The following is a 17,704-nucleotide window of genomic DNA, read 5'->3' as shown; positions in this document are numbered from 1 at the left end:
AGAAGAAAGAAAAAAATGTGGAGGCGGCTATGAATTCTTTTCGTTTTACTAAAATGCACGGCTTAGGAAACAGCTATATATACGTCAATCAGTTTGAAGAACATCTCCCTGAGGAGCTGTTGTCAGATTTGGCCGTCAAAGTGTCTTCCGTTTACACCGGAATCGGTTCAGACGGAATGATTCTCATCTGTCCTTCAGAGCGGGCGCCGGTTAAAATGAGGATTTTCAACAGTGACGGATCTGAAGGCAAAAACTGCGGAAACGGTTTGCGCTGCGTTGCAAAATACGCGTATGAACATAAACTGGTGAAGGAAACATCCTTTTTAATTGAAACCCTTTCAGGCTTGGTAAAGGCAGAGGTTGAGGTGAAAGAAGGAAAAGTTGTATCGGCTACGGTCGATATGGGCAAACCGCGCCTTCTCAAATCAGATATGCCGATGCAGGGTGAACAGGGTTCGCAGACGATCAATGAAAAGATGATATTCGGCGGCCGTGAAATGAAAGGTACCGCTGTATCCATGGGCAATCCCCACATCGTCTTTTATTTAGACGATATTGAAAAAGCGCCATTGACGACGATGGGACCGCTCATTGAAAAAGATGAAAGGTTTCCGGAAGGGGTTAATGTAGAATTTGTTGAAGTCGAAAACGAGACAGAACTCCATTTCCGTGTATGGGAAAGGGGTTCAGGAATTACCCAGGCTTGCGGAACAGGCGCCTGCGCAGCCGCAGTGAGTTCGATACTCAACGGCTATTCCAAACGGGACACGGACATTACCGTCCATCTCGCTGGAGGCGATTTGATTATTAATTGGAAAAACGATGGACGCGTCATGATGACGGGACCAGCTGAAACGGTATGTGAAGGCGAGTTTTTTATATCATGAGTCGGTCTGTTTGAGAAATCGGACGTACGACTTTATAATAAAGGTACACACGAGCTTTTAGGAGGTGTAATGTTATGAGCGAAAAAACGGTTACGGTCACGGAAGCGGCTGCTCTTCATATCAAGGATATGATGAAAGAGCATGAAGAGGAGAACGCATTTTTGAGAATCGGAGTAAAAGGCGGCGGATGCAGCGGCCTGTCATACGGCATGGGGTTTGAGCACGAAAAAAACGAAGACGACAATGAATTCGTCCAGCATGGAATTACAGTGCTTGTAGACCAAGAAAGCCTGGATATCATGAACGGTACGGTCATTGATTTTAAACAATCGATGATGGGCGGAGGCTTCACCATCGATAATCCAAACGCCATCGCTTCATGCGGCTGCGGATCATCATTCAGAACCGCAGTGAATGCAGGGAAGCCTGAAGAGTGCTGACGTTCAGTGAATCGATAAGTTAGACGAAGGGGTTACGTATTTATCCCGAACAGGATTACGTATATAACCCTTTGGAAATCGCATATCTACTCGTTTATAAAACGCTTCTTTACGTATTTAACCGTACGTTAGGAGGCGTTTTTATTTTGTCAGAAGAACGAATAATTCGAAGAAGACGGAAGGCTGATAAGCGTGCGAACCCGCCTAGCAATATCCAACCGATGGAGCTAGCCCCGGCGTTTAACTACTTCATGAGCGCAAAAATTGGCGAAGGAATTCGGGAACGTACGCAAACAGATTATTCGAATACGTGGAGATATTTTACGGATTGGCTATACGAGGAGAATTATAACGCTAAGTATGTGCACGAAATTACTACAGAAATATGCCGCAACTATATCCTTTATCTAACTGTCGAAGCCCCGCGGTTTAAAGGCCATAAATACATACAAAATGATCAAGGCAAAGGACTCTCAACCACCACAATAAACATGCGGATACGAGCGTTAAAGGTTGCGTTCAATTTTTGGTATAAAGAAGGCTTCGTTCGTAAAAATCCAATGGATAATATTCGGTGTCAAAAGGAAGATGAGGATAAAATCGAATCTTTCACAGATGAGCAAATCGAGGCATTATTGGGGGCGTGTGATCAACGTACATACGTCGGTTTCCGTGACTATGTTTTTCAATGGTGTCTGTTAGATACTGCGATGAGGATTAATGAATTGCTGTCAATTGCTCCAGAAGACATCGATATAAAAACTAGGTCTATTGAGCTGGCTGGCCGTTTTAATAAGAACAGAAGAACGCGAATTGTTCCGGTGTCAGCAGAGACAATCAAATTACTCCATGAATTAATTGATGAGAATAAAGCGCACTTTCCTTACGCGAAGAAGGTGTTTCTGTCGGTTTATGGTGAGGAAGTCAAGGACACACAGATGAATAAACGTTTGAAATATTATGGGGATATTACGGGCGTAAGTAAAGAGATACGAACGACTGCGCATACATGGCGCCATACTTCGGCAAGAAATTATATATTAAACGGTGGAGATCCTTATACATTAATGCGTCTGCTCGGCCATAGCTCCATTGCAATGACGCGTCGATATGTGCAGATGACGCCTGAGGATGTTCGGATCAAACATGAACAGTTTTCGCCCATAAAGAAATTTCGAACTAAATTAAGATAAAAAACACACAAAAAAAAGACGACCACCCGTCGGAAATAAATCCGATAGATAGAACGTCCTAACCCTTCGTCTATCCTATCGAAAAAAAGCGTTCCAGTCAACGCTTATTTGAATGCGCCTTCTTTTCCGATAAGGGTCGGTACGTCTCCAAGGGGAGAAAACCGAATGTACACGAAAGAATCCGCTAAAATGGCGTCTTTTCGTTCTGTGGACGAGCTTAACGGCGCCATCCGCACGCATATATACCGCAATAAATCCGCCCTAACGCCTGCCGCTATCGAGGTTCTGAAGGTGTTGTCGCGTCATGCCTGCAAAACGCCAGGCGTCGCATATTTGAAGCTGCAATCGATCGCGGACTTGATCGGCCGACACCGTACCACAGTTATCCGGGCAATTAAGCGGCTAATAGCCTGCGGCATCATCCGCAAGGAAACGAAATTCCGGCCGGTGTCCGGCGGTCACGGCGCCAATATGTACGTGATTTTGCCGGCTGACAATGGCGATGCTACTCCGCAAATGCAACCCCGTTCGACATCGGACAAGCCAACGGAGACAACGACCGCCGCGCCGAAAAGCACGGGCGAAGCTGTTATTTCTAAAAGCATAAATAAATTACTACGTAATACGTATAGTGCGTTCAAAGCTACGGTCGAATCGTTTGTAAGCGATCGGAAGCTAACGAATCGGCTATACGGTATTTACCTCGCACATACGTCGTATTTAAAGGGCGCCTATGATTCCAGAACGCTCGAAGAAATCGGCTTGTATGCGGTGCGTCAGACGTTCGTTGCGACAAAGCGCAAGCGTATTCAGAATCTTGCCGGCTATTATAACGGCGTGCTGGATCGGATGTTAGACCGTCTATATGAAACGCGTTTTGATGAGCTGACGTGTTCCTAACCGGTAACTAGAAGGACAGGACGTCGTTTCGGTTCGGTTGACTCTGCGGATGGGCGTGCGATTTCGTACGTTAGCGAGACGGGAAGGTCTTCGAGCAGATCGGCTTGTTCAGCGCATTTTGCGCTAATCAATTCATATCGCTGAATTAACCTAATCGCTGCGTCCTTTTTTATTCCTATAGAGCGCAACCATTCGTTGAAGCGTGGCATGCTGCGATTCTTAAACGAAACAAGCAGAAATTAGACGCTTTGACGACTACCTATACGCTAGCTTCCGACAAGCCGCATGGACGGTAAAAGCCCGTGAAAATCGCGTTAAAAACGTTGGGCTATTGGCGGAGTTCGAAACGTTCCTCCAAGCGGAATAGATTGAACGTCGCAAATCGCGACAATCAAACGCATCAATGCGCTCAGTCTACTTGTGTAAATTTTGCACGAGCAAGCCGTATGGCCGCGTTGTAACATCGAAAGGGCCGCGGACAGTATTATAGAAGAAAAACGGAATAATTACGATTTTTTACGTTTCGAAATGTTACGCGTATAAAATTCGGCGGCCTCGCGCTTCATGACAGAAGGTCCTCCAAAACCTCGACCCCTACCCTTAATGCTTAACTGAGTTAACAATATGCAAAACTTTGTTGCAATAAAGCGATTGTGAAACGCCATGAACCTGCGCCGATACTGCGGTGTATAAAAACGTGTATAACGAAGAATAACAATCGATTCACAAACGCTATTATATCAATGTTTATGCAATCGATTAACTTCCGATAGCAGGAATTATGTAAACTAAAAATGAATACGAAATACATCGATATGCATAAACAACGGCGTCTCCGACCGGAAAAACGGAAGGGGGCGGGGGAGGTCCGACCGGAAAAAGCCGTGCCGGACGCCAGCAATTTTCTCGCAAAATTTTAAATCCGGAGAGATATGACGGTTTAGGACGTCAAAATCAACGTTTGAATATGAATATAGCGCCCCCTTCGATTCTGCATTTGAAAAGCCCGTTCAATCAGCGTTTCCGGGCGTTTAAATCGTCACGGAGACCCATGCTATTGTGCAAAAAGAAAGACGCCTATTTTGGCGCCTCTATCTCGTCTTAAATCCGTTCACAAAGCTCTCTCCGTCCTTTTCTGTCGAAATAAGCTGCTGGGCGCTTTGGCTGATTCGCTGAGCAAGCGCCTGCTGCGCTTTTCCTTCGAAGCTGTAGAGAAGTGATGAATAGACGCTGTTCATTTCTTTTTGTATATCGTCTACTTTAAACTTCGGTCTTAGCGTCGTTTTAATGCCTTCAAGCTTAGTTGCGGCTGTTACCCTCATGCCCGTTTTCAGCATTTGAAGCTGATTGCGCCGTATGAAGAGCGTATCTTCTTCATTACCGTTTAAGTTGTTGAGTGAAGCCAGTTGATCGAAATTTTCCATCATGTCATCTCCTAAAGCTTAAGCCAGCTTGCCAGCATTTTATCTTTTGATTTAAAATCTTTTGCGATCTGAGCAAGGTACCCGCTGATGTCTTCTAAATCTGAAATCGTATTTTGTAATGAGGCGATGTACGCTTTTTCGGCATGAACATCGTAAAAGAGCGGATTGCCTTTTTTGTCAAACGACTTCGCCAGGTTTTTCAGCGTATTGTTTACATCTTCGAGTGTCAGCTTGTCGTATAAACCGTGGCCGACTTGACGGTAGGTATCATGTTTCAGGTCGTTGATCTCGGCGTCGTGTTCCTGATAAGCGTTTTCGGCTTCCCGTTTCATCGTCCGCAGATCGTTGATAATCGCATTTACTTTTTGCGCGAGCTGTTTGGCAACTGCGGGTGTTACTTTAATTGCGCCACTTCCGGATGCAACTTCAGGTGGGAGCATCGCTTTTAAATTTTTGTCATAAACGAGCTCATCGCCCTCTATATTTTGAACGTTGCCGTTTTTGTCGAAGGCGAAGTTATTACTCCCGACCCAATGCGTATCAGGCATTCCTAAGATTGCGGTCTGAAAGAAATACCCAGCGTTTTGCCCGATTTGTTGGAATACATCGCCCTGCATTCTCGCCTCGCGCACCGCGTTTGATAATTCAGGGTCCTTCGTATAAATTGTCGTTCCATTGTGCCGGTCATATTCGTCCCACCAGCCGGCCCCGACCATATCATCCGGGTTGATAATCGATTTTATGGATCGGTCATATTCACCGTTATTAATTTTCTTTTGCTGCTCCTCAGAGTGTAGGTGGACGATTGAAGGGCTGTTAAACGCTACGGCATAGACATTGTTGTTGACCGCGCTATATTCAGCCTCTGCGCCGCCGAGCGAGTGTCCGGTTGTTGAAATAACTGTCGAGGTGCCTTTATACTTTTGTTTAACTTCCCGCACCAAGTCGTCAGCTTGCCCGATTTGGGACGTTTTTGTAATTAATTTGTAGTTACCGGTGCTAAGCATCGAGTCTTGTGTCGGAGTTCCGTTATATTTTCCGAGTGTTTTAGAAGTGTCTTTCGCATCTTTTTCGACTATGTAGTGTTCCTTCTTTTTCGGGTCAATTCCCATTACAACGTTCCCGCCGTCAGCGTCAATAACATCCTGGAAGAATTGGCTCTTAGGATCCGTTCCCGCGAAGGCTACGACAACGTTTTCTGGATTATCTGATTTGACCCACTTGCCGTCTTTTGTTTTTTTGCCCTGCGATACAACAACCGCATCGAGTCCTGTATCATTATCCCTTTTAATTTTTTCTACGTACCAATACGAATTCTTTTCGGTTTGTATTGGTTTTCCAGACTTCATTAGATCGTCCAACCGCTCGCGGTCGTAGGCCTCTCTATTAAGAATGAAATAAGTTTTATCTGATACATTTGGCACTTTTATGTCGTTGGTCATATACATCGCCTCTTTATTTTTGTAAAATTAGGGTATGAAAGGGTTGGTTTCTTTGAAAAAGAAAAAGTACATAATTATCCTTATTTTAATAATTATAGCAGTTGGAGGATTTATTATGAAGTATCAGCATGATCAAAAAGAAAAAGAGATTGCTTTTGTTAAAGAAGCTCAAGAACATATGGAGAAGTTTTTGTATGAAAATTACAGAGGCGTTAAAGATGTTAGTTTTTCTGACGACTACTACATAAGTCCGATGGGGGGTATCAGGGTAGAAGGATATTTAAACGGAGATAAGGAAAGTAAAATCCAAGGAATATATGATCCTCCTAATAAGGAGATACAGTCCTATACCATCTATGATGATGAGATCGAAAAAACTAAAATTGAAAAATAGATAGCCCGCTCAATCGAGTCGGGCTTTTGTTTTCTTCTAATGTTGTGTATTTACTTTTTGTTAATGCCCTCAATAGCTTCCGCAATAGTCGACCATTTTTCAAGGCCGCGAGCTGTGTATGTACCTTTTCCAATAATCGATGCATGCACCTCATATGTAGAATTAACCTTGAACACTCGGACGTTTAACTTCCTTTCTTTAAAAAGAAGCCACTCTTGTTTTTCTTCTTCAAACATCATTTTCTTCTTCTACCTCAACTAAACTTAAAATTTCATTGATATCTTCAATGTTAAAAGTGTTGGCGATTCGCTCAATATGTCCAAAATTAATATTTTGTCTTTTCCCATTAATCAATTCGCTAAGCGCAGCGTGTCTGATTCCGCATTTGTCAGCGAGGCTTCTAAGTGAAAGGTTTTCTTTTTCCAAGATTTCTCCGATATTCACACTGACTTTTTTCATTTTTGCCCTCCAAGTGTATTTTTTTCTTGACTTTACGTAATAGCGTACCATATAATCTTAACTAAGGTGGTACTCAAAAGCGTAACAAAATCTCGAGGAGGAATACAAATGCAAATTCGTTATGTTCGAACTGTTGTGGGATGGTTCAATGTGTACATTTCAGGAACAGAACAATTCGTTAACTTAAATCCGGAGGAATTCGCTGAACTCTTGCCGCAAGTGTCCCGGAGAGCATTCGCAGGCTGCGCCGAAATCGGCGTCACGGCAGCGCGAGAACTATTCGGTGAGGAGGTGCAGTCGGCATGATGGATACATTTCAACCGCAAGCAGTAAAGCTGCATTATCACGGGGAAACATTCGATACAAAACAGGAAATACACGAAATCTCTGACGCCTGGTTAATTGCGGCTGATGTCATAGGAACATGCTCGGATGACGGGCTGGTGTTTTACGATACTGGCCGATTAGAAAAAAGGAGCGATGGATTCCATCTTTATGAAAACAACCATCCTCGGTTTTTTATGGTAGACACTTCAAAGGTCGACGCAGACCTCCGCAAAATCGATGTTTCTGAACTTGCAGGCATGTCATTTACGGATTTCGTTCGGATTGGCTTTAATTTGGGGAGGGAAAACTATGGAGAAATTTAACGTTTCTAAAGCGGTAGTTAAAAAAGCAACGACACGCCTCGGCCTTTCAAAAGCGCAGGCACAAAACGTATTACCGAAGTATGCTCAAGGCGCCTCATTCGTCTGGACTCTCGAATCAACTAGCGGCAGCCAGTCCGTTTATGATAATCCTCGCGAACAGGTGCGCCTTGTCATTGCGGAAAATGGCACGATCTTAGATGTTTTCCCGGCGGACTATGCGCTTCAGTCTCCGCACGCTTTGTCCGATCACGTCTTACAGTCGTTGAAAGAAGCGACACGTAACGCCTTAATTGCGAAAAGAGACGCAGTTCATCGCAAATGGTGCGAGGTTGAGGTCGAGTTCCATTCGAACAGTTACGAGATTGCTAGACGTCGGCTGGCTTTAATAGAGGTCACCGGTGACGATGAGCTGCAAATAAAAAGGCGGCTGGCCCAGCTTTGCGCCGAAAACAAACGGCTGCACAACGAAAGGTCTGCGTTGAGGAAGGAAAGGACCGAGTTGGAACGCGCCCTTGTGCCGTATATATAACCCATGAACCGTCCGTTTATAAAAGTATATTCGCAGTTAATAAAGAGGGGGTAAGATACGTCGATGCTTTATTTGGATGGGAAATAAAAAAGACGAACAGTTGCGGGAACAACTAAATCCGTCTTTAAAATTATCGAAAATAATTTGATTAAAACACTAAACATTTGAATTTAATAACCGATATTAATCTAATAGACTATACGCATCCGGGGCCGAATGGGTTTCCGGGTGCGAAAAAATAAATGTTTTTTTAGATTCGACGGACATAGGCTTCTTTTCCAATTCGAATCTATTTAAGTACGGGTGAAAACTTTTTTAGTTTAAAGGTCACCCATTATATTATCTATTGCAATTATAATCACAAAAAGGAGGATTGTCAAGCACAAAATGAAAAACAAAATTACTTTACTCGAAAGTCAGTTTGTTCTCAGTGTTTCGTGGTTTTCAAATGAATTAAAGAAGGCGGTAAAAATAGATTCTGGATAGTTCTCAAGGGGATGATCACCGTTACTTGTGCTTGCCATATTGCCAATTACTTTCGCAGTTATATGTAAGGACGTATGTCCGGCTCGGAAAGTCATTTCGCAACTATAAATAGGATAGAAATCTGTGTTATTAAAAAAAATGAAGAGGATGTGAAGAGGTTGAATAAAATCAACGAACCAAAGAAAAAACTTCCGAACAACAAACAGGAATTACTATCTCACGATAATTATGAAATGTATAACCTAGACCTTTTGCGTAAAGTTTTTCCGAGAATCATAGACGATTATAACTCTTCTGTCGGTCGTACGCAGCGTAAGTTTCAAATCCGGGACGTAATTGCGCTTTATTTTTATCTACTTTCGTATGTGGACGGCACCTATATCCTAAAAAATGGAGATGAAAACGATCGTTTTGGTGCAAGCTTTCCAGGAAGACAAAAGATAGCGTCTGAGCTGGGGATCGCAGAAAGCCGGATAAAGAAACTGGTAGATATTCTATTAGCGAATGGGCTCCTTCTCGAGGTAAGAGACGTATGGATAGGGACAAAACGATATAAGTGGTATTTCGTTTCTTTCTGCCCGCGGATCAGTGATGACGGTTATATTGTCTCCGAGGAAGGGGAGGAAATAGTCCCCGATCCGTCCGTTTATGAATGATACATGCATTAGATGCCTGTTTGGATACAGACATTAGAGGTACGTTTGCAAAGGGTCATTAGATATCCGAGTAAACATACCAAAAGAAACATACCAACGTTAAATATACCAACAAATAATAGCGCTCATATACATTCGCGCGGATATTTTTATTAAAAGATATATCGCGAGTAAATGAACATCCGCAAGCGTGAGTGTGAGCGAACGATTGCAATGTTTTAAATAAGGAAGGAGGAAACAAGGTGAAAGAAGTTAATCCAAAGAAAGAGCTTGAACAAAAAATAAATAGATGGAAAATCGAAGTCAACTCCGAATTTATGGATGCCGCACGCCTGAATCGCGAAGTGGATGAAGCGCTTTTGGCATACGTCCAGGCTTCCGGAAAAAGTCCGTTGCAATCGGCGCCGAAGTTAATGAAACTTATTACCGATCTGTTCGTCAAAGTCCACGAAAATATCGAGCGGCTTCAAATAAAAGAACGGACCCGGGAAGAGTGGGAGCAGGAAGAGCGAAAGTATATGCCGCCCATGCCCTCAGAGGTTCCGGAAGGCTATCGAGTGTGTGCTTGCTGGAATTGTAACAATGTTTTTCGGCGCCTTGGAAAAAAGAAATATTGCAGCGACGCTTGTGGACAGGAACAAAGAGACGCGGATAAACGGTTGAAAAGGACCTGCACATACTTGGCTCCCAAGCGCGACGGATATCTCCCTAACCGCGAAGAAAATGCCGGTCAAAAGGACAAAGTCCGCCTTGTTTTCACCGATCAAATAGAATTATACGGGAAGCGAGAGTCAGACGGAAACCGTCCATATTCTCCCCGCAGAGATACAAAAGCCAAGCAGTCGGGTGATATAAAATTTGGTCAGGTTGAGAGCGACGGGGAAGAGAAGTCAGAGTATGAAAAATTCATAGACGGTGAGAGCCCAGGTATCTTTTCGGTGAATATTGCATCGGGCCTTAAAATTTATCATTCAAACGGGAAAAAACACGAATATAGTGAGAGGGGTACGGGCGCGTTGTATCTCTTTCAATCTTGCATTAGTCATTCTGGCTAATGCTTTTTTTATGTCTTTTTTTTCGGCACTTAGTAAAGAAAAGTTAACAAAGGGGGACCGAAAGCATGGAATTGACCGGTGATCAGGTTTTAAAAATTCGCCGAATTTATAGGCTATCACAAAAGGATGTAGCAGATTTGACAGGTGTTTCTGAGGCTTTTATTTGCATGATTGAAAACGGAAAGCGAAAAATCACTCCAAAAGTCTCCAGGAGATTAATTGACAAATTGAGCCTTAATCCGGCAAAAGTGATTAGTCTGCTTGAATTCTACGCGCAAACGGAGGTTGTGAAATGAATCAGCGAAAGATTAACTCGACACGAAGCAAACTCGGCCGTCTAGCCCGAAATCATTGCGCCAACTATAAAAGTGGCGGCGCCTGCGACCTTCAGCGTTGCGGTTTGTGTACCGTTGAAATCAAAACGGATTCAATACAGGGGAATATCTGTCCGTACTTTATGCGAAACGTTCTGCCCGCAGAGCCGGCTTTAATGCGGGAGTATCTCGAATACTTACCGGCCGATCATCCGTTACGGAACAAGTCGAACTGGGCGGGAAATTGCAAACGTTGCGGCCAGCGGTTCGAACGCAGAAGTAACCGGCAACAATACTGCGCTGGATGTGCGGTTGAAAATGAAAAGGAAAATAGCCGGCGAAGGAATCGTGATTATCGTGATAGACAGAGAAAAAGAATGACGATTTAGACGTCCGTAAACGTTGATATGACAGGCTTTATAAATGCAAAAAACGGCACTCAGCTATATTACTATTAGAATTCGATTTTTGTATCGGAAGGGGAGTTAGTTTTGTATGACGTTCTGATATACGTTAGGCCTGCCGAAGCTCTTACGGTAGACGCCGAAACCGGGGAGATCCTGCGTCGATCGTCCGGCCGCATCCGTGATCTAAACGTCTCTCGGGCGGTGCTAGAATGTTGGGATTATGAGGAAAAGGCGAAAATCGTTTATGAAAAGGAGGAACCGGCATGTTCTGTGTCTTAAAAATGTTCGATCATTACGGAGACTACGGCACCGCAGAAACGACATATATTCGCGAGCCAAAAGGCGGCGGCTTCACGGACCTGTTGCCCGGTGGTGTTACTTTTATCGAACTGAACCTAGAAAAAGGCACATATAAGGTGACGGATCGTGACGGCTGTTTGATTGTGTTTTCTACCGTAAGCCGGGGTGACGAGTTGACCGACCTTGAATTTCGCCGGGAGTTGTTCAATTCGGCGACAGATTCGGCCTATCATTACGGGGCAAAGGACGCGTTTGTAATAGAGGGGCCGGTAAAAACGCCGGTTTACGAGTATGAGGCCGAACTATTGAAAGAAGAAAGAGCGATCAGAAATGAGGGGGATTTCGAATGAGTGGATGGAAAGAAGAGAGGGCAGAGCTGGAAAGGCAGCTAATTAATGCGAAACAAACGGTGATCAAATACGAAGGGACGCTAAAACCTTCTCGTACAGTTACCGAATCCGAGTACCGGGAAGCCAAGCGAGCAGTCACGGACCTGGCTTCGCAAATTTCAAACGGCGACTATGAGGCCGGTCGCCCTTCAGATCCATACGAAGGAATGTCCGCGCAGGAACTCCGGAGACTGTATGGGGAAAAGAAAGCGAACTACAGAGGATACGCCGGATCAGGCCGTGAGGCGGCGGAATTGATGCGTATCGATACACGTATCCAGGCGTTAGAAAGTAGGGAAGTCGAATGAACTACACGCTTTATTTAACACAGGTCAGCGACGGCCGTGAGACGGTCTTTTCCTATACGCTTCACAACTTCGAAGGCCAGAAGGCTGCCGGCACATTTGTCGTCTTAGGGAAACGACGTAACGACATGTCTTACTGTGGGCATATCGCGCTTCAAAGGGCACTGAGATCGGTGTCTAAGATCGAGGGTGTAATATCGCTAAAGGTAATCGTCGACCATCCTTTGTTACAACCGGTCGTCTTTGAAACAATGGGGATCGATGAGCCGTTGCACCTAGTATTATGTCAGACGACAAACAGGATGCTGAAACGGTTCGCATCTCACGAGCTGGCCTCTGCGGATTTCAGCGGCGATGACGCGACATGGCAGGAAGTATCAACATTGGACAATGCGTTAGATTCACTCGAACAAAATAAGACGGTCAAAGGGAGATGGCAGATATTTCGCGATCTCTTTTTTAATTCTCAAAAAATCATTCGATAAGGAGACGGTTAGGTGAAATTTTCTAAGCAGCTACAGGAAAAAATAACGGAATTGAAGGAGCTAGAAGAAAAGGCGACAAGCAGCTCGGAGAAAATTCGCGGGCATAATGCAAAAGTGGCGGATGAATTGACGGAAGCTGAGGCCGATCTAAAGGCAGCTATTGCGGAACTGGCGGACAATCCTTCTGATGCGAACAGGACGAAAGAAAGAGAAGCACGTCGGAGGGTTGTCGAGTTACAGCTAGAGTTAAACGGGGCTAAAGAGCGCGAGAATGTCGTTTTCGGCTTGAATAGTGGTAAAACAAGCAGTCTTAAACTTGAAATTTTAGAGATGGCTCGAGATGAAATTCGAGCAAACAGAGACGCTAATGAGGAAAAGGTGCTGAAACGTATTGCAAAGGCGAAGCAAGAATATCTTGAGGCGGCCAAGTCGTACTATGACCTTTTAATTACCGACGGTCAGAAAAAATATTATGACCTTGTACAAGAGATAGACGTACCCGACCACATTGCGCAGCAAAATGAACCGGGCCTATCAGTCCATCATCCAATTTATACTTATCGCGATAATGGTTCAAATAAATACGGAATTTTTCGGGATGAAGTAAAGCGGGCATGGGAACACGGGAGAATCGAATAAGGCAAAAGGCACCTCTGGTTGAGGCGCCTTTTTTATTTATAGAAAAGGGGATCGGAAAAATGAACAGTCTGCACGAAGCAAACTCGATAATGACGAAAGCAAACCAAAAATTCGAAAAAGAAATTAACCCAAAAATTGAAAAGATGAGTTATGGGCCAGCGTTTTTAAGAGAAGTGAAACGCGCTAGGAATCTAGCAAATCGTAACGCGCGCAAACTAAAACGTATGGTATTTTCCGGAAGCGATCAGGAGCATGTCGATCTGTATATCGAGTATCTTGAAACGCTCGGCAAAGGATTCGACCACCTATGCCGCAGAGAAACCTCTGAGGCTAAGCGCTTAGAGGCAAAAGTCGTCCGCCTCTTCAGTGAAATAGCCAGAAAGGAGGTTAACGAGTGAGCGATCGCAATATACGCTTTACTATTACGGCGGTTGACCGGTTTTCGTCTACGATGTCGCGGCTCGGGACTTCGATGGCGTCGATCCGTGCATCTACTTCGCTTATGTCTAACGCCATGACGACGTCCTCGACGAGAATGTCTTCGTCAATGACCGGAGTTGCCGGTGCGGCGGCAGTCGCTTCGGAAGGGCTAACAAGAACAAGTCGGTCGGCACAGACGGCCAGCCGTTCTGGACAATCGGTCATGGATTCGATGAATAAAGCGAGCGGGGCGTTAAAAGCGACTGGTACAGCAGCTTCAGTTTTTGGCGGCATAATGACACTTGGGATAGGATCAGTCGTCAAGACAACCGCGGACTTCGAATCGGCAATGAGCCGGGTTGGGGCGCTAAGCGGTGCGACAGGAAAGCAGCTCGAATCTATGACGCAGACAGCGGAACATCTCGGAGCGACTACCGCATTTACAGCGACTCAGGCAGCCGAAGGGATGCAGTTTCTCGCGATGGCCGGCTACAAGACGAATGAAATTATCGCAGCTATGCCGGGTCTATTGGCGACGGCGGCTGCCGGACAGACTGATCTCGCTACGACAGCGGATATCACGTCGAATATCCTATCCGGATTCGGATTGCAGGCGAAAGAGACGGCTAGAGTTGCGGATGTGTTAACGAAGACGTTTACGAACTCGAATACGGACTTAGAGATGCTCGGCTATACGATGAAATACGTTGCGCCGATTGCACACGCGTCGGGACAGTCGCTTGAATCCGTAGCGGCTGCGGCCGGATTGCTCGGAAACGCCGGTATTCAGGGAACGCAGGCCGGTACGTCACTTCGTCGGATGTTGACGCGTTTAGCTGGACCGCCGAAAGCCGCACGAGAAGAACTCCACGATCTAGGCGTCATGGTAGAAGATGCGAAAGGCAACATGAAGCCGTTGGCGCAAATTATCGGAGAGCTTACGGAAGCAACGAAAGACATGGGCGAGGCCGATCGTCTTGCGGCCATTTCGAGGATTTCCGGCGTTGAAGCGTCTTCGGCTATGTTGGCGTTAATGAAGGCCGGACAAGGAGAAATCGAAAAATTCACGAAAGAACTCGAAAACAGCGGCGGAACAGCGGAAGAAATCGCGAAGAAGCAGCTAGAAAACCTTAAAGGGCAGTTAATAATCTTAAAATCTGCTCTTCAAGGAGCGGCACTCGCAATTGGTAATGAGTTACTGCCTGCGCTGAAGGTAATAGCCTCAGGGCTTCAGTTCTTAGTCGATGAGTTCAATAAGCTGCCTAAGCCAGCAAAAACCGTAATAGCAGTTCTTAGTGCGTTATTAGCGGTTGTAGCAACGTTAATAGGTCCGTTTCTATTTTTTGTCGGCATGATTCCGGGGATTATTGAAGGTTTCGCATTGATGAAACTGTTTGCGCTAAAGTTAGCCCCTGCGCTTTTACCGATAGTTGGAACAACAGCGGCAGTAATAGCTGGGCTTGTAGCATTAGGAGCTGCGATTTATTTAACGTACAAACACTTCGATACTATTAAAAAGAAGGCATCTGATTTCGCTATCATAATAAGCCAGATGCTTACTCCGGCCATTAAGACAATGTCTTCGCTATTTAAAGGCGTGGCTGAGACATTAACCGGAGATTTTACGAAAGGATCAATCGCGCTTCACAATTTGCTGCCGCAATCGGTCGCGAATTTAATCGTAAAAGGGCTCGCGTTAATCAGAAGCGGATTTGATGACTTAAAGAAGGCGATCACAGACGTATTTAACGGAGACTTTTCGGGATTAGCGGAATTCATACCGAATATCATCGGTATGTTGATTGGAGGCATACCTGGGCTGATTATCGCAGGCGCCCGTTTTTTACCGGCGATTGCGCAAGGCATGGAGCAGAACATGCCGACAATTCTCGAAAAAGCAACCGAGATTGTCAATTCGTTAGTTAACGGGATCACGACGAATCTGCCTCGTATTTTACAAGCCGGACTCCAAATCGTGACTGGTCTTCTTGAAGGATTTACGCAAGCATTACCGAACATTGTTGCGCAGGTGACTCAGGTCATAAATACGATTGTTCAGACGCTTACCACAATGATACCGGTGATTCTAGCGGCTGGGGTAATGATTCTTACGTCTTTAATCGAGGGGATAGCAAGCGCCTTACCGACAATCATCGAAGCGGCTATCACGATTTTGACGACGTTAATCAATACCGTAGTCACGTTGTTGCCTATGATTATCGAGACCGGAATCCAGATTTTAAATTCCTTGATAAGTGGGATAATCCAAGTGCTTCCGATGTTGATCGAAGCGGCAATTCAATTACTAACTACGATTATAGAAACAATCATACAAAACTTGCCAACGATTATTGAGGCTGGAATTCAAATTTTAACTAGCTTGATCGATGGTATTATAAGCATCCTTCCGCAACTCATAGGTTTGGCTATTTATTTAATCATTGCAGTTGCTACCGCATTGATAGAGAATTTACCGAAAATTATCGATGCAGGGATAAAACTTTTAATAGCCCTAATCGACGGGATTATCAAGATGCTGCCTAGTCTAGTTGAGGCAGCTCTAAAATTAATCGTTGCTCTTGCCGGGGCGTTGATTGAAAATTTACCAAAGATTATCGAGGCTGGGGTGCGAATCCTCTTGGCTTTGATTGACGGCATAATTCAAATTTTACCTCAACTATTACAGATGGGTCTTGAACTCGTCGTAAAGCTTGGTCAGACCATTTTGGATAATAAAAAGGAGCTGTTCAAGGCGGGGGCTGACTTGATCCGGGGGCTTTGGGACGGAATAAATTCCATGAAAGATTGGATCGGCCAAAAAGTTGGCGGATTCGTAGACAGCCTTACGGGCAACTTTAAGTCGCTGCTCGGAATCCACTCGCCGTCACGTGTATTCCGCGATGAAATCGGTAAATTCCTGCCGATGGGTCTTGCGGTCGGTATCGAACGAAATATCGGCGCAGTAAGAGCGGCAGCCGACGAAATGGCAAACGCGGCTTTGGTCGATATGAGTGGATATTCGTACAGCCCAGACGTTGCTATCGCACATTCAACGCCTAACGGATTGCGTAGCACGCTATCGTCAGCAGTAAGCGGCACGATCGACGTTAATTCACGTGACGATATGATTGCCGCGGCCATTAATCGCTTAGAACAGTCGCTTGATGGTATGACAATCGAAATGGACGGCGAGCGTGTCGGTCAGCTAGTACGTCCGCACGTGAACGAAGGCAACGCCGTTGACGCACTAGTAAGGAGGTATTTCGATTAATGGACGTAGAAATCACGAAATTAAACGGCACCGTTTACGATTTAGAAAAGCTCGGGATTACAACGCGTGAATTTAATCCGTCATCTCCTTCGCCTCGCAATGAAACCGAGCAAGTTGAGAGATAACGGTACTTTTGGCGGGCTCCTACGTATAAGTTCGTAGGTGCTCGTATACATAAAATCGGATTGCGGAAAGGGTTTCCGACAGAGTATAATTTTACTATATCATGAGCGGAGGTTAGGTGGATGGATTTTGTTCGAGTTGAGGTTTTGAGAAGGCGAATGACAGTCGGCCGACTAGTCCCTCGTATTTTTTCGGCAATCAGCGGCATAATACTTTTATTAATAAGCGCGATTCTTATGATTACTATAATCGGTATTTTACCAGGACTTGGTCTCGGAAGCCTTTCTTTATTTTTAATTGTAGCTGCGTTTTCGGGAGGCGAAAGATTTAAATGCCCTCGTTGCGGGTTCGAAAAGAACATTGCCTTGTACGGTAAGCATAATGCCACATGCAGCAAATGTAAGCAAAATATCGCGATAGACTGGATTAGAAGCGAAAAAACTGAAAAGCAGAAAGACGCAATCTAACTGTCGTACGCCCTGTCCTTCGTAGGATGGGGCGCTTTTTTCGAAATAAAACGCTTGTCCCAATTACCT

General features: G+C 44.9%; 24 protein-coding genes. 19 read left to right on the top strand and 5 right to left on the bottom strand.

Translation table 11 applies throughout. From position 1 onward, the window contains the following. The first annotated feature begins 29 nt into the window (after window positions 1–29). The 4 genes from dapF to MKX80_RS17740 all read left to right on the top strand — a co-directional run bounded on the left by dapF (window position 30) and on the right by MKX80_RS17740 (window position 3,420). A complete protein-coding gene (dapF, locus tag MKX80_RS17755; RefSeq protein ID WP_182070124.1) occupies window positions 30–887 on the top strand; it encodes a diaminopimelate epimerase in 858 nt (285 codons plus the stop codon). Between the two features lie 74 nt (window positions 888–961). After that, a complete protein-coding gene (locus tag MKX80_RS17750) occupies window positions 962–1,327 on the top strand; it encodes an iron-sulfur cluster assembly accessory protein (protein WP_020452825.1) in 366 nt (121 codons plus the stop codon). Window positions 1,328–1,473: 146 nt separating this feature from the next. Beyond that, the gene (locus tag MKX80_RS17745; RefSeq protein ID WP_268343191.1) at window positions 1,474–2,520 is read left to right on the top strand and encodes a tyrosine-type recombinase/integrase; all 1,047 of its coding nucleotides are present in this window, start codon (window positions 1,474–1,476) and stop codon (window positions 2,518–2,520) included. A 165-nt stretch (window positions 2,521–2,685) separates the two neighbouring features. After that, entirely contained in the window at window positions 2,686–3,420 is a 735-nt protein-coding gene (locus tag MKX80_RS17740; protein WP_268343189.1) for a helix-turn-helix domain-containing protein, read from the top strand. A 1,091-nt stretch (window positions 3,421–4,511) separates the two neighbouring features. Here the strand turns inward: MKX80_RS17740 and MKX80_RS17735 are convergent. Together MKX80_RS17735 and MKX80_RS17730 are read right to left on the bottom strand one after the other, a co-directional pair. Further along, window positions 4,512–4,844, bottom strand: coding sequence for a hypothetical protein (locus MKX80_RS17735; protein WP_268343187.1), 333 nt, complete (start codon window positions 4,842–4,844; stop codon window positions 4,512–4,514). An 11-nt stretch (window positions 4,845–4,855) separates the two neighbouring features. Beyond that, entirely contained in the window at window positions 4,856–6,286 is a 1,431-nt protein-coding gene (locus MKX80_RS17730; protein WP_268343186.1) for a lipase, read from the bottom strand. 52 nt (window positions 6,287–6,338) lie between these two features. On the opposite strand from MKX80_RS17730, the gene MKX80_RS17725 reads away from it, so the two are divergent. Continuing rightward, complete coding sequence (locus MKX80_RS17725; protein ID WP_268343185.1) at window positions 6,339–6,680, top strand: DUF1433 domain-containing protein; 342 nt, start codon at window positions 6,339–6,341, stop codon at window positions 6,678–6,680. A gap of 50 nt (window positions 6,681–6,730) precedes the next feature. Here MKX80_RS17725 and MKX80_RS17720 read toward each other — a convergent pair whose 3' ends face one another. Continuing rightward, entirely contained in the window at window positions 6,731–6,919 is a 189-nt protein-coding gene (locus tag MKX80_RS17720; RefSeq protein WP_017474975.1) for a hypothetical protein, read from the bottom strand. After that, the gene (locus tag MKX80_RS17715; RefSeq protein ID WP_048350433.1) at window positions 6,909–7,139 is read right to left on the bottom strand and encodes a helix-turn-helix transcriptional regulator; all 231 of its coding nucleotides are present in this window, start codon (window positions 7,137–7,139) and stop codon (window positions 6,909–6,911) included. The genes MKX80_RS17720 and MKX80_RS17715 overlap by 11 nt, the downstream gene beginning before the upstream one ends. A gap of 108 nt (window positions 7,140–7,247) precedes the next feature. Between MKX80_RS17715 and MKX80_RS17710 the strand changes: the two genes are divergently transcribed. The 11 genes from MKX80_RS17710 to MKX80_RS17660 all read left to right on the top strand — a co-directional run bounded on the left by MKX80_RS17710 (window position 7,248) and on the right by MKX80_RS17660 (window position 13,752). Next, entirely contained in the window at window positions 7,248–7,445 is a 198-nt protein-coding gene (locus tag MKX80_RS17710) for a hypothetical protein (RefSeq protein ID WP_268343183.1), read from the top strand. Then, window positions 7,442–7,789, top strand: coding sequence for a hypothetical protein (locus tag MKX80_RS17705; RefSeq protein ID WP_339227289.1), 348 nt, complete (start codon window positions 7,442–7,444; stop codon window positions 7,787–7,789). Before MKX80_RS17710 ends, MKX80_RS17705 begins: the two co-directional genes overlap by 4 nt. Continuing rightward, window positions 7,776–8,318: a hypothetical protein gene (locus MKX80_RS17700; protein ID WP_268343181.1), complete on the top strand. Its 543-nt coding sequence runs from the start codon at window positions 7,776–7,778 to the stop codon at window positions 8,316–8,318. Before MKX80_RS17705 ends, MKX80_RS17700 begins: the two co-directional genes overlap by 14 nt. A 644-nt stretch (window positions 8,319–8,962) precedes the next feature. After that, complete coding sequence (locus tag MKX80_RS17695) at window positions 8,963–9,460, top strand: hypothetical protein (protein ID WP_234025550.1); 498 nt, start codon at window positions 8,963–8,965, stop codon at window positions 9,458–9,460. Between the two features lie 242 nt (window positions 9,461–9,702). After that, entirely contained in the window at window positions 9,703–10,515 is an 813-nt protein-coding gene (locus MKX80_RS17690) for a hypothetical protein (protein WP_065643659.1), read from the top strand. Between the two features lie 65 nt (window positions 10,516–10,580). Then, on the top strand, window positions 10,581–10,811 hold the full coding sequence (locus tag MKX80_RS17685) for a helix-turn-helix transcriptional regulator (RefSeq protein ID WP_268343180.1): 231 nt from the start codon (window positions 10,581–10,583) through the stop codon (window positions 10,809–10,811). Window positions 10,812–11,499: 688 nt separating this feature from the next. Next, the gene (locus tag MKX80_RS17680) at window positions 11,500–11,886 is read left to right on the top strand and encodes a hypothetical protein (protein WP_268343178.1); all 387 of its coding nucleotides are present in this window, start codon (window positions 11,500–11,502) and stop codon (window positions 11,884–11,886) included. Then, a complete protein-coding gene (locus tag MKX80_RS17675) occupies window positions 11,883–12,233 on the top strand; it encodes a hypothetical protein (protein ID WP_268343177.1) in 351 nt (116 codons plus the stop codon). Before MKX80_RS17680 ends, MKX80_RS17675 begins: the two co-directional genes overlap by 4 nt. Next, a complete protein-coding gene (locus MKX80_RS17670; protein ID WP_268343176.1) occupies window positions 12,230–12,715 on the top strand; it encodes a hypothetical protein in 486 nt (161 codons plus the stop codon). The genes MKX80_RS17675 and MKX80_RS17670 overlap by 4 nt, the downstream gene beginning before the upstream one ends. 12 nt (window positions 12,716–12,727) lie before the next feature. After that, a complete protein-coding gene (locus MKX80_RS17665) occupies window positions 12,728–13,354 on the top strand; it encodes a hypothetical protein (RefSeq protein WP_268343175.1) in 627 nt (208 codons plus the stop codon). A gap of 59 nt (window positions 13,355–13,413) precedes the next feature. Next, window positions 13,414–13,752, top strand: coding sequence for a hypothetical protein (locus MKX80_RS17660; RefSeq protein WP_268343174.1), 339 nt, complete (start codon window positions 13,414–13,416; stop codon window positions 13,750–13,752). Here the strand turns inward: MKX80_RS17660 and MKX80_RS17655 are convergent. Continuing rightward, entirely contained in the window at window positions 13,742–14,068 is a 327-nt protein-coding gene (locus tag MKX80_RS17655; RefSeq protein WP_339228621.1) for a hypothetical protein, read from the bottom strand. The two genes, MKX80_RS17660 and MKX80_RS17655, sit on opposite strands and share 11 nt — an antisense overlap. On the opposite strand from MKX80_RS17655, the gene MKX80_RS17650 reads away from it, so the two are divergent. From MKX80_RS17650 to MKX80_RS17640, 3 genes are all read left to right on the top strand, one after another. Continuing rightward, window positions 13,998–17,045 carry a phage tail tape measure protein gene (locus MKX80_RS17650; protein WP_339228602.1) on the top strand — a complete coding sequence of 1,016 codons (3,048 nt, stop codon included), beginning with the start codon at window positions 13,998–14,000 and terminating at the stop codon, window positions 17,043–17,045. The two genes, MKX80_RS17655 and MKX80_RS17650, sit on opposite strands and share 71 nt — an antisense overlap. Beyond that, window positions 17,045–17,170: a hypothetical protein gene (locus MKX80_RS17645; protein ID WP_268343101.1), complete on the top strand. Its 126-nt coding sequence runs from the start codon at window positions 17,045–17,047 to the stop codon at window positions 17,168–17,170. Before MKX80_RS17650 ends, MKX80_RS17645 begins: the two co-directional genes overlap by 1 nt. A gap of 120 nt (window positions 17,171–17,290) precedes the next feature. Further along, a complete protein-coding gene (locus MKX80_RS17640; RefSeq protein WP_268343099.1) occupies window positions 17,291–17,635 on the top strand; it encodes a hypothetical protein in 345 nt (114 codons plus the stop codon). Window positions 17,636–17,704: the final 69 nt, after the last annotated feature.

The sequence above is a fragment of the Bacillus sp. FSL K6-0972 genome (genome assembly GCF_037976035.1).
Classification (GTDB): Bacteria; Bacillota; Bacilli; order Bacillales; family Bacillaceae; genus Bacillus; species Bacillus haynesii.
Note: the sequence above shows the minus strand (reverse complement) of the source record. Positions and strands in the feature narration are given on the sequence as shown.

Excerpts from the sequence above, each read along its gene's own strand:
- MKX80_RS17645 (WP_268343101.1), top strand. The coding sequence starts at position 17,045 with ATGGACGTAGAAATCACGAAATTAAACGGCACCGTTTACGATTTAGAA.
- MKX80_RS17670 (WP_268343176.1), top strand. The coding sequence starts at position 12,230 with ATGAACTACACGCTTTATTTAACACAGGTCAGCGACGGCCGTGAGACG.
- MKX80_RS17685 (WP_268343180.1), top strand. The coding sequence starts at position 10,581 with ATGGAATTGACCGGTGATCAGGTTTTAAAAATTCGCCGAATTTATAGG.
- MKX80_RS17705 (WP_339227289.1), top strand. The coding sequence starts at position 7,442 with ATGATGGATACATTTCAACCGCAAGCAGTAAAGCTGCATTATCACGGG.
- MKX80_RS17700 (WP_268343181.1), top strand. The coding sequence starts at position 7,776 with ATGGAGAAATTTAACGTTTCTAAAGCGGTAGTTAAAAAAGCAACGACA.
- MKX80_RS17735 (WP_268343187.1), bottom strand. The coding sequence starts at position 4,844 with ATGGAAAATTTCGATCAACTGGCTTCACTCAACAACTTAAACGGTAAT.
- MKX80_RS17655 (WP_339228621.1), bottom strand. The coding sequence starts at position 14,068 with ATGCCGCCAAAAACTGAAGCTGCTGTACCAGTCGCTTTTAACGCCCCG.
- MKX80_RS17660 (WP_268343174.1), top strand. The coding sequence starts at position 13,414 with ATGAACAGTCTGCACGAAGCAAACTCGATAATGACGAAAGCAAACCAA.
- MKX80_RS17740 (WP_268343189.1), top strand. The coding sequence starts at position 2,686 with ATGTACACGAAAGAATCCGCTAAAATGGCGTCTTTTCGTTCTGTGGAC.
- MKX80_RS17720 (WP_017474975.1), bottom strand. The coding sequence starts at position 6,919 with ATGATGTTTGAAGAAGAAAAACAAGAGTGGCTTCTTTTTAAAGAAAGG.
- MKX80_RS17675 (WP_268343177.1), top strand. The coding sequence starts at position 11,883 with ATGAGTGGATGGAAAGAAGAGAGGGCAGAGCTGGAAAGGCAGCTAATT.
- MKX80_RS17710 (WP_268343183.1), top strand. The coding sequence starts at position 7,248 with ATGCAAATTCGTTATGTTCGAACTGTTGTGGGATGGTTCAATGTGTAC.
- dapF (WP_182070124.1), top strand. The coding sequence starts at position 30 with ATGAATTCTTTTCGTTTTACTAAAATGCACGGCTTAGGAAACAGCTAT.
- MKX80_RS17650 (WP_339228602.1), top strand. The coding sequence starts at position 13,998 with ATGGATTCGATGAATAAAGCGAGCGGGGCGTTAAAAGCGACTGGTACA.
- MKX80_RS17715 (WP_048350433.1), bottom strand. The coding sequence starts at position 7,139 with ATGAAAAAAGTCAGTGTGAATATCGGAGAAATCTTGGAAAAAGAAAAC.
- MKX80_RS17730 (WP_268343186.1), bottom strand. The coding sequence starts at position 6,286 with ATGACCAACGACATAAAAGTGCCAAATGTATCAGATAAAACTTATTTC.
- MKX80_RS17680 (WP_268343178.1), top strand. The coding sequence starts at position 11,500 with ATGTTCTGTGTCTTAAAAATGTTCGATCATTACGGAGACTACGGCACC.
- MKX80_RS17640 (WP_268343099.1), top strand. The coding sequence starts at position 17,291 with ATGGATTTTGTTCGAGTTGAGGTTTTGAGAAGGCGAATGACAGTCGGC.
- MKX80_RS17750 (WP_020452825.1), top strand. The coding sequence starts at position 962 with ATGAGCGAAAAAACGGTTACGGTCACGGAAGCGGCTGCTCTTCATATC.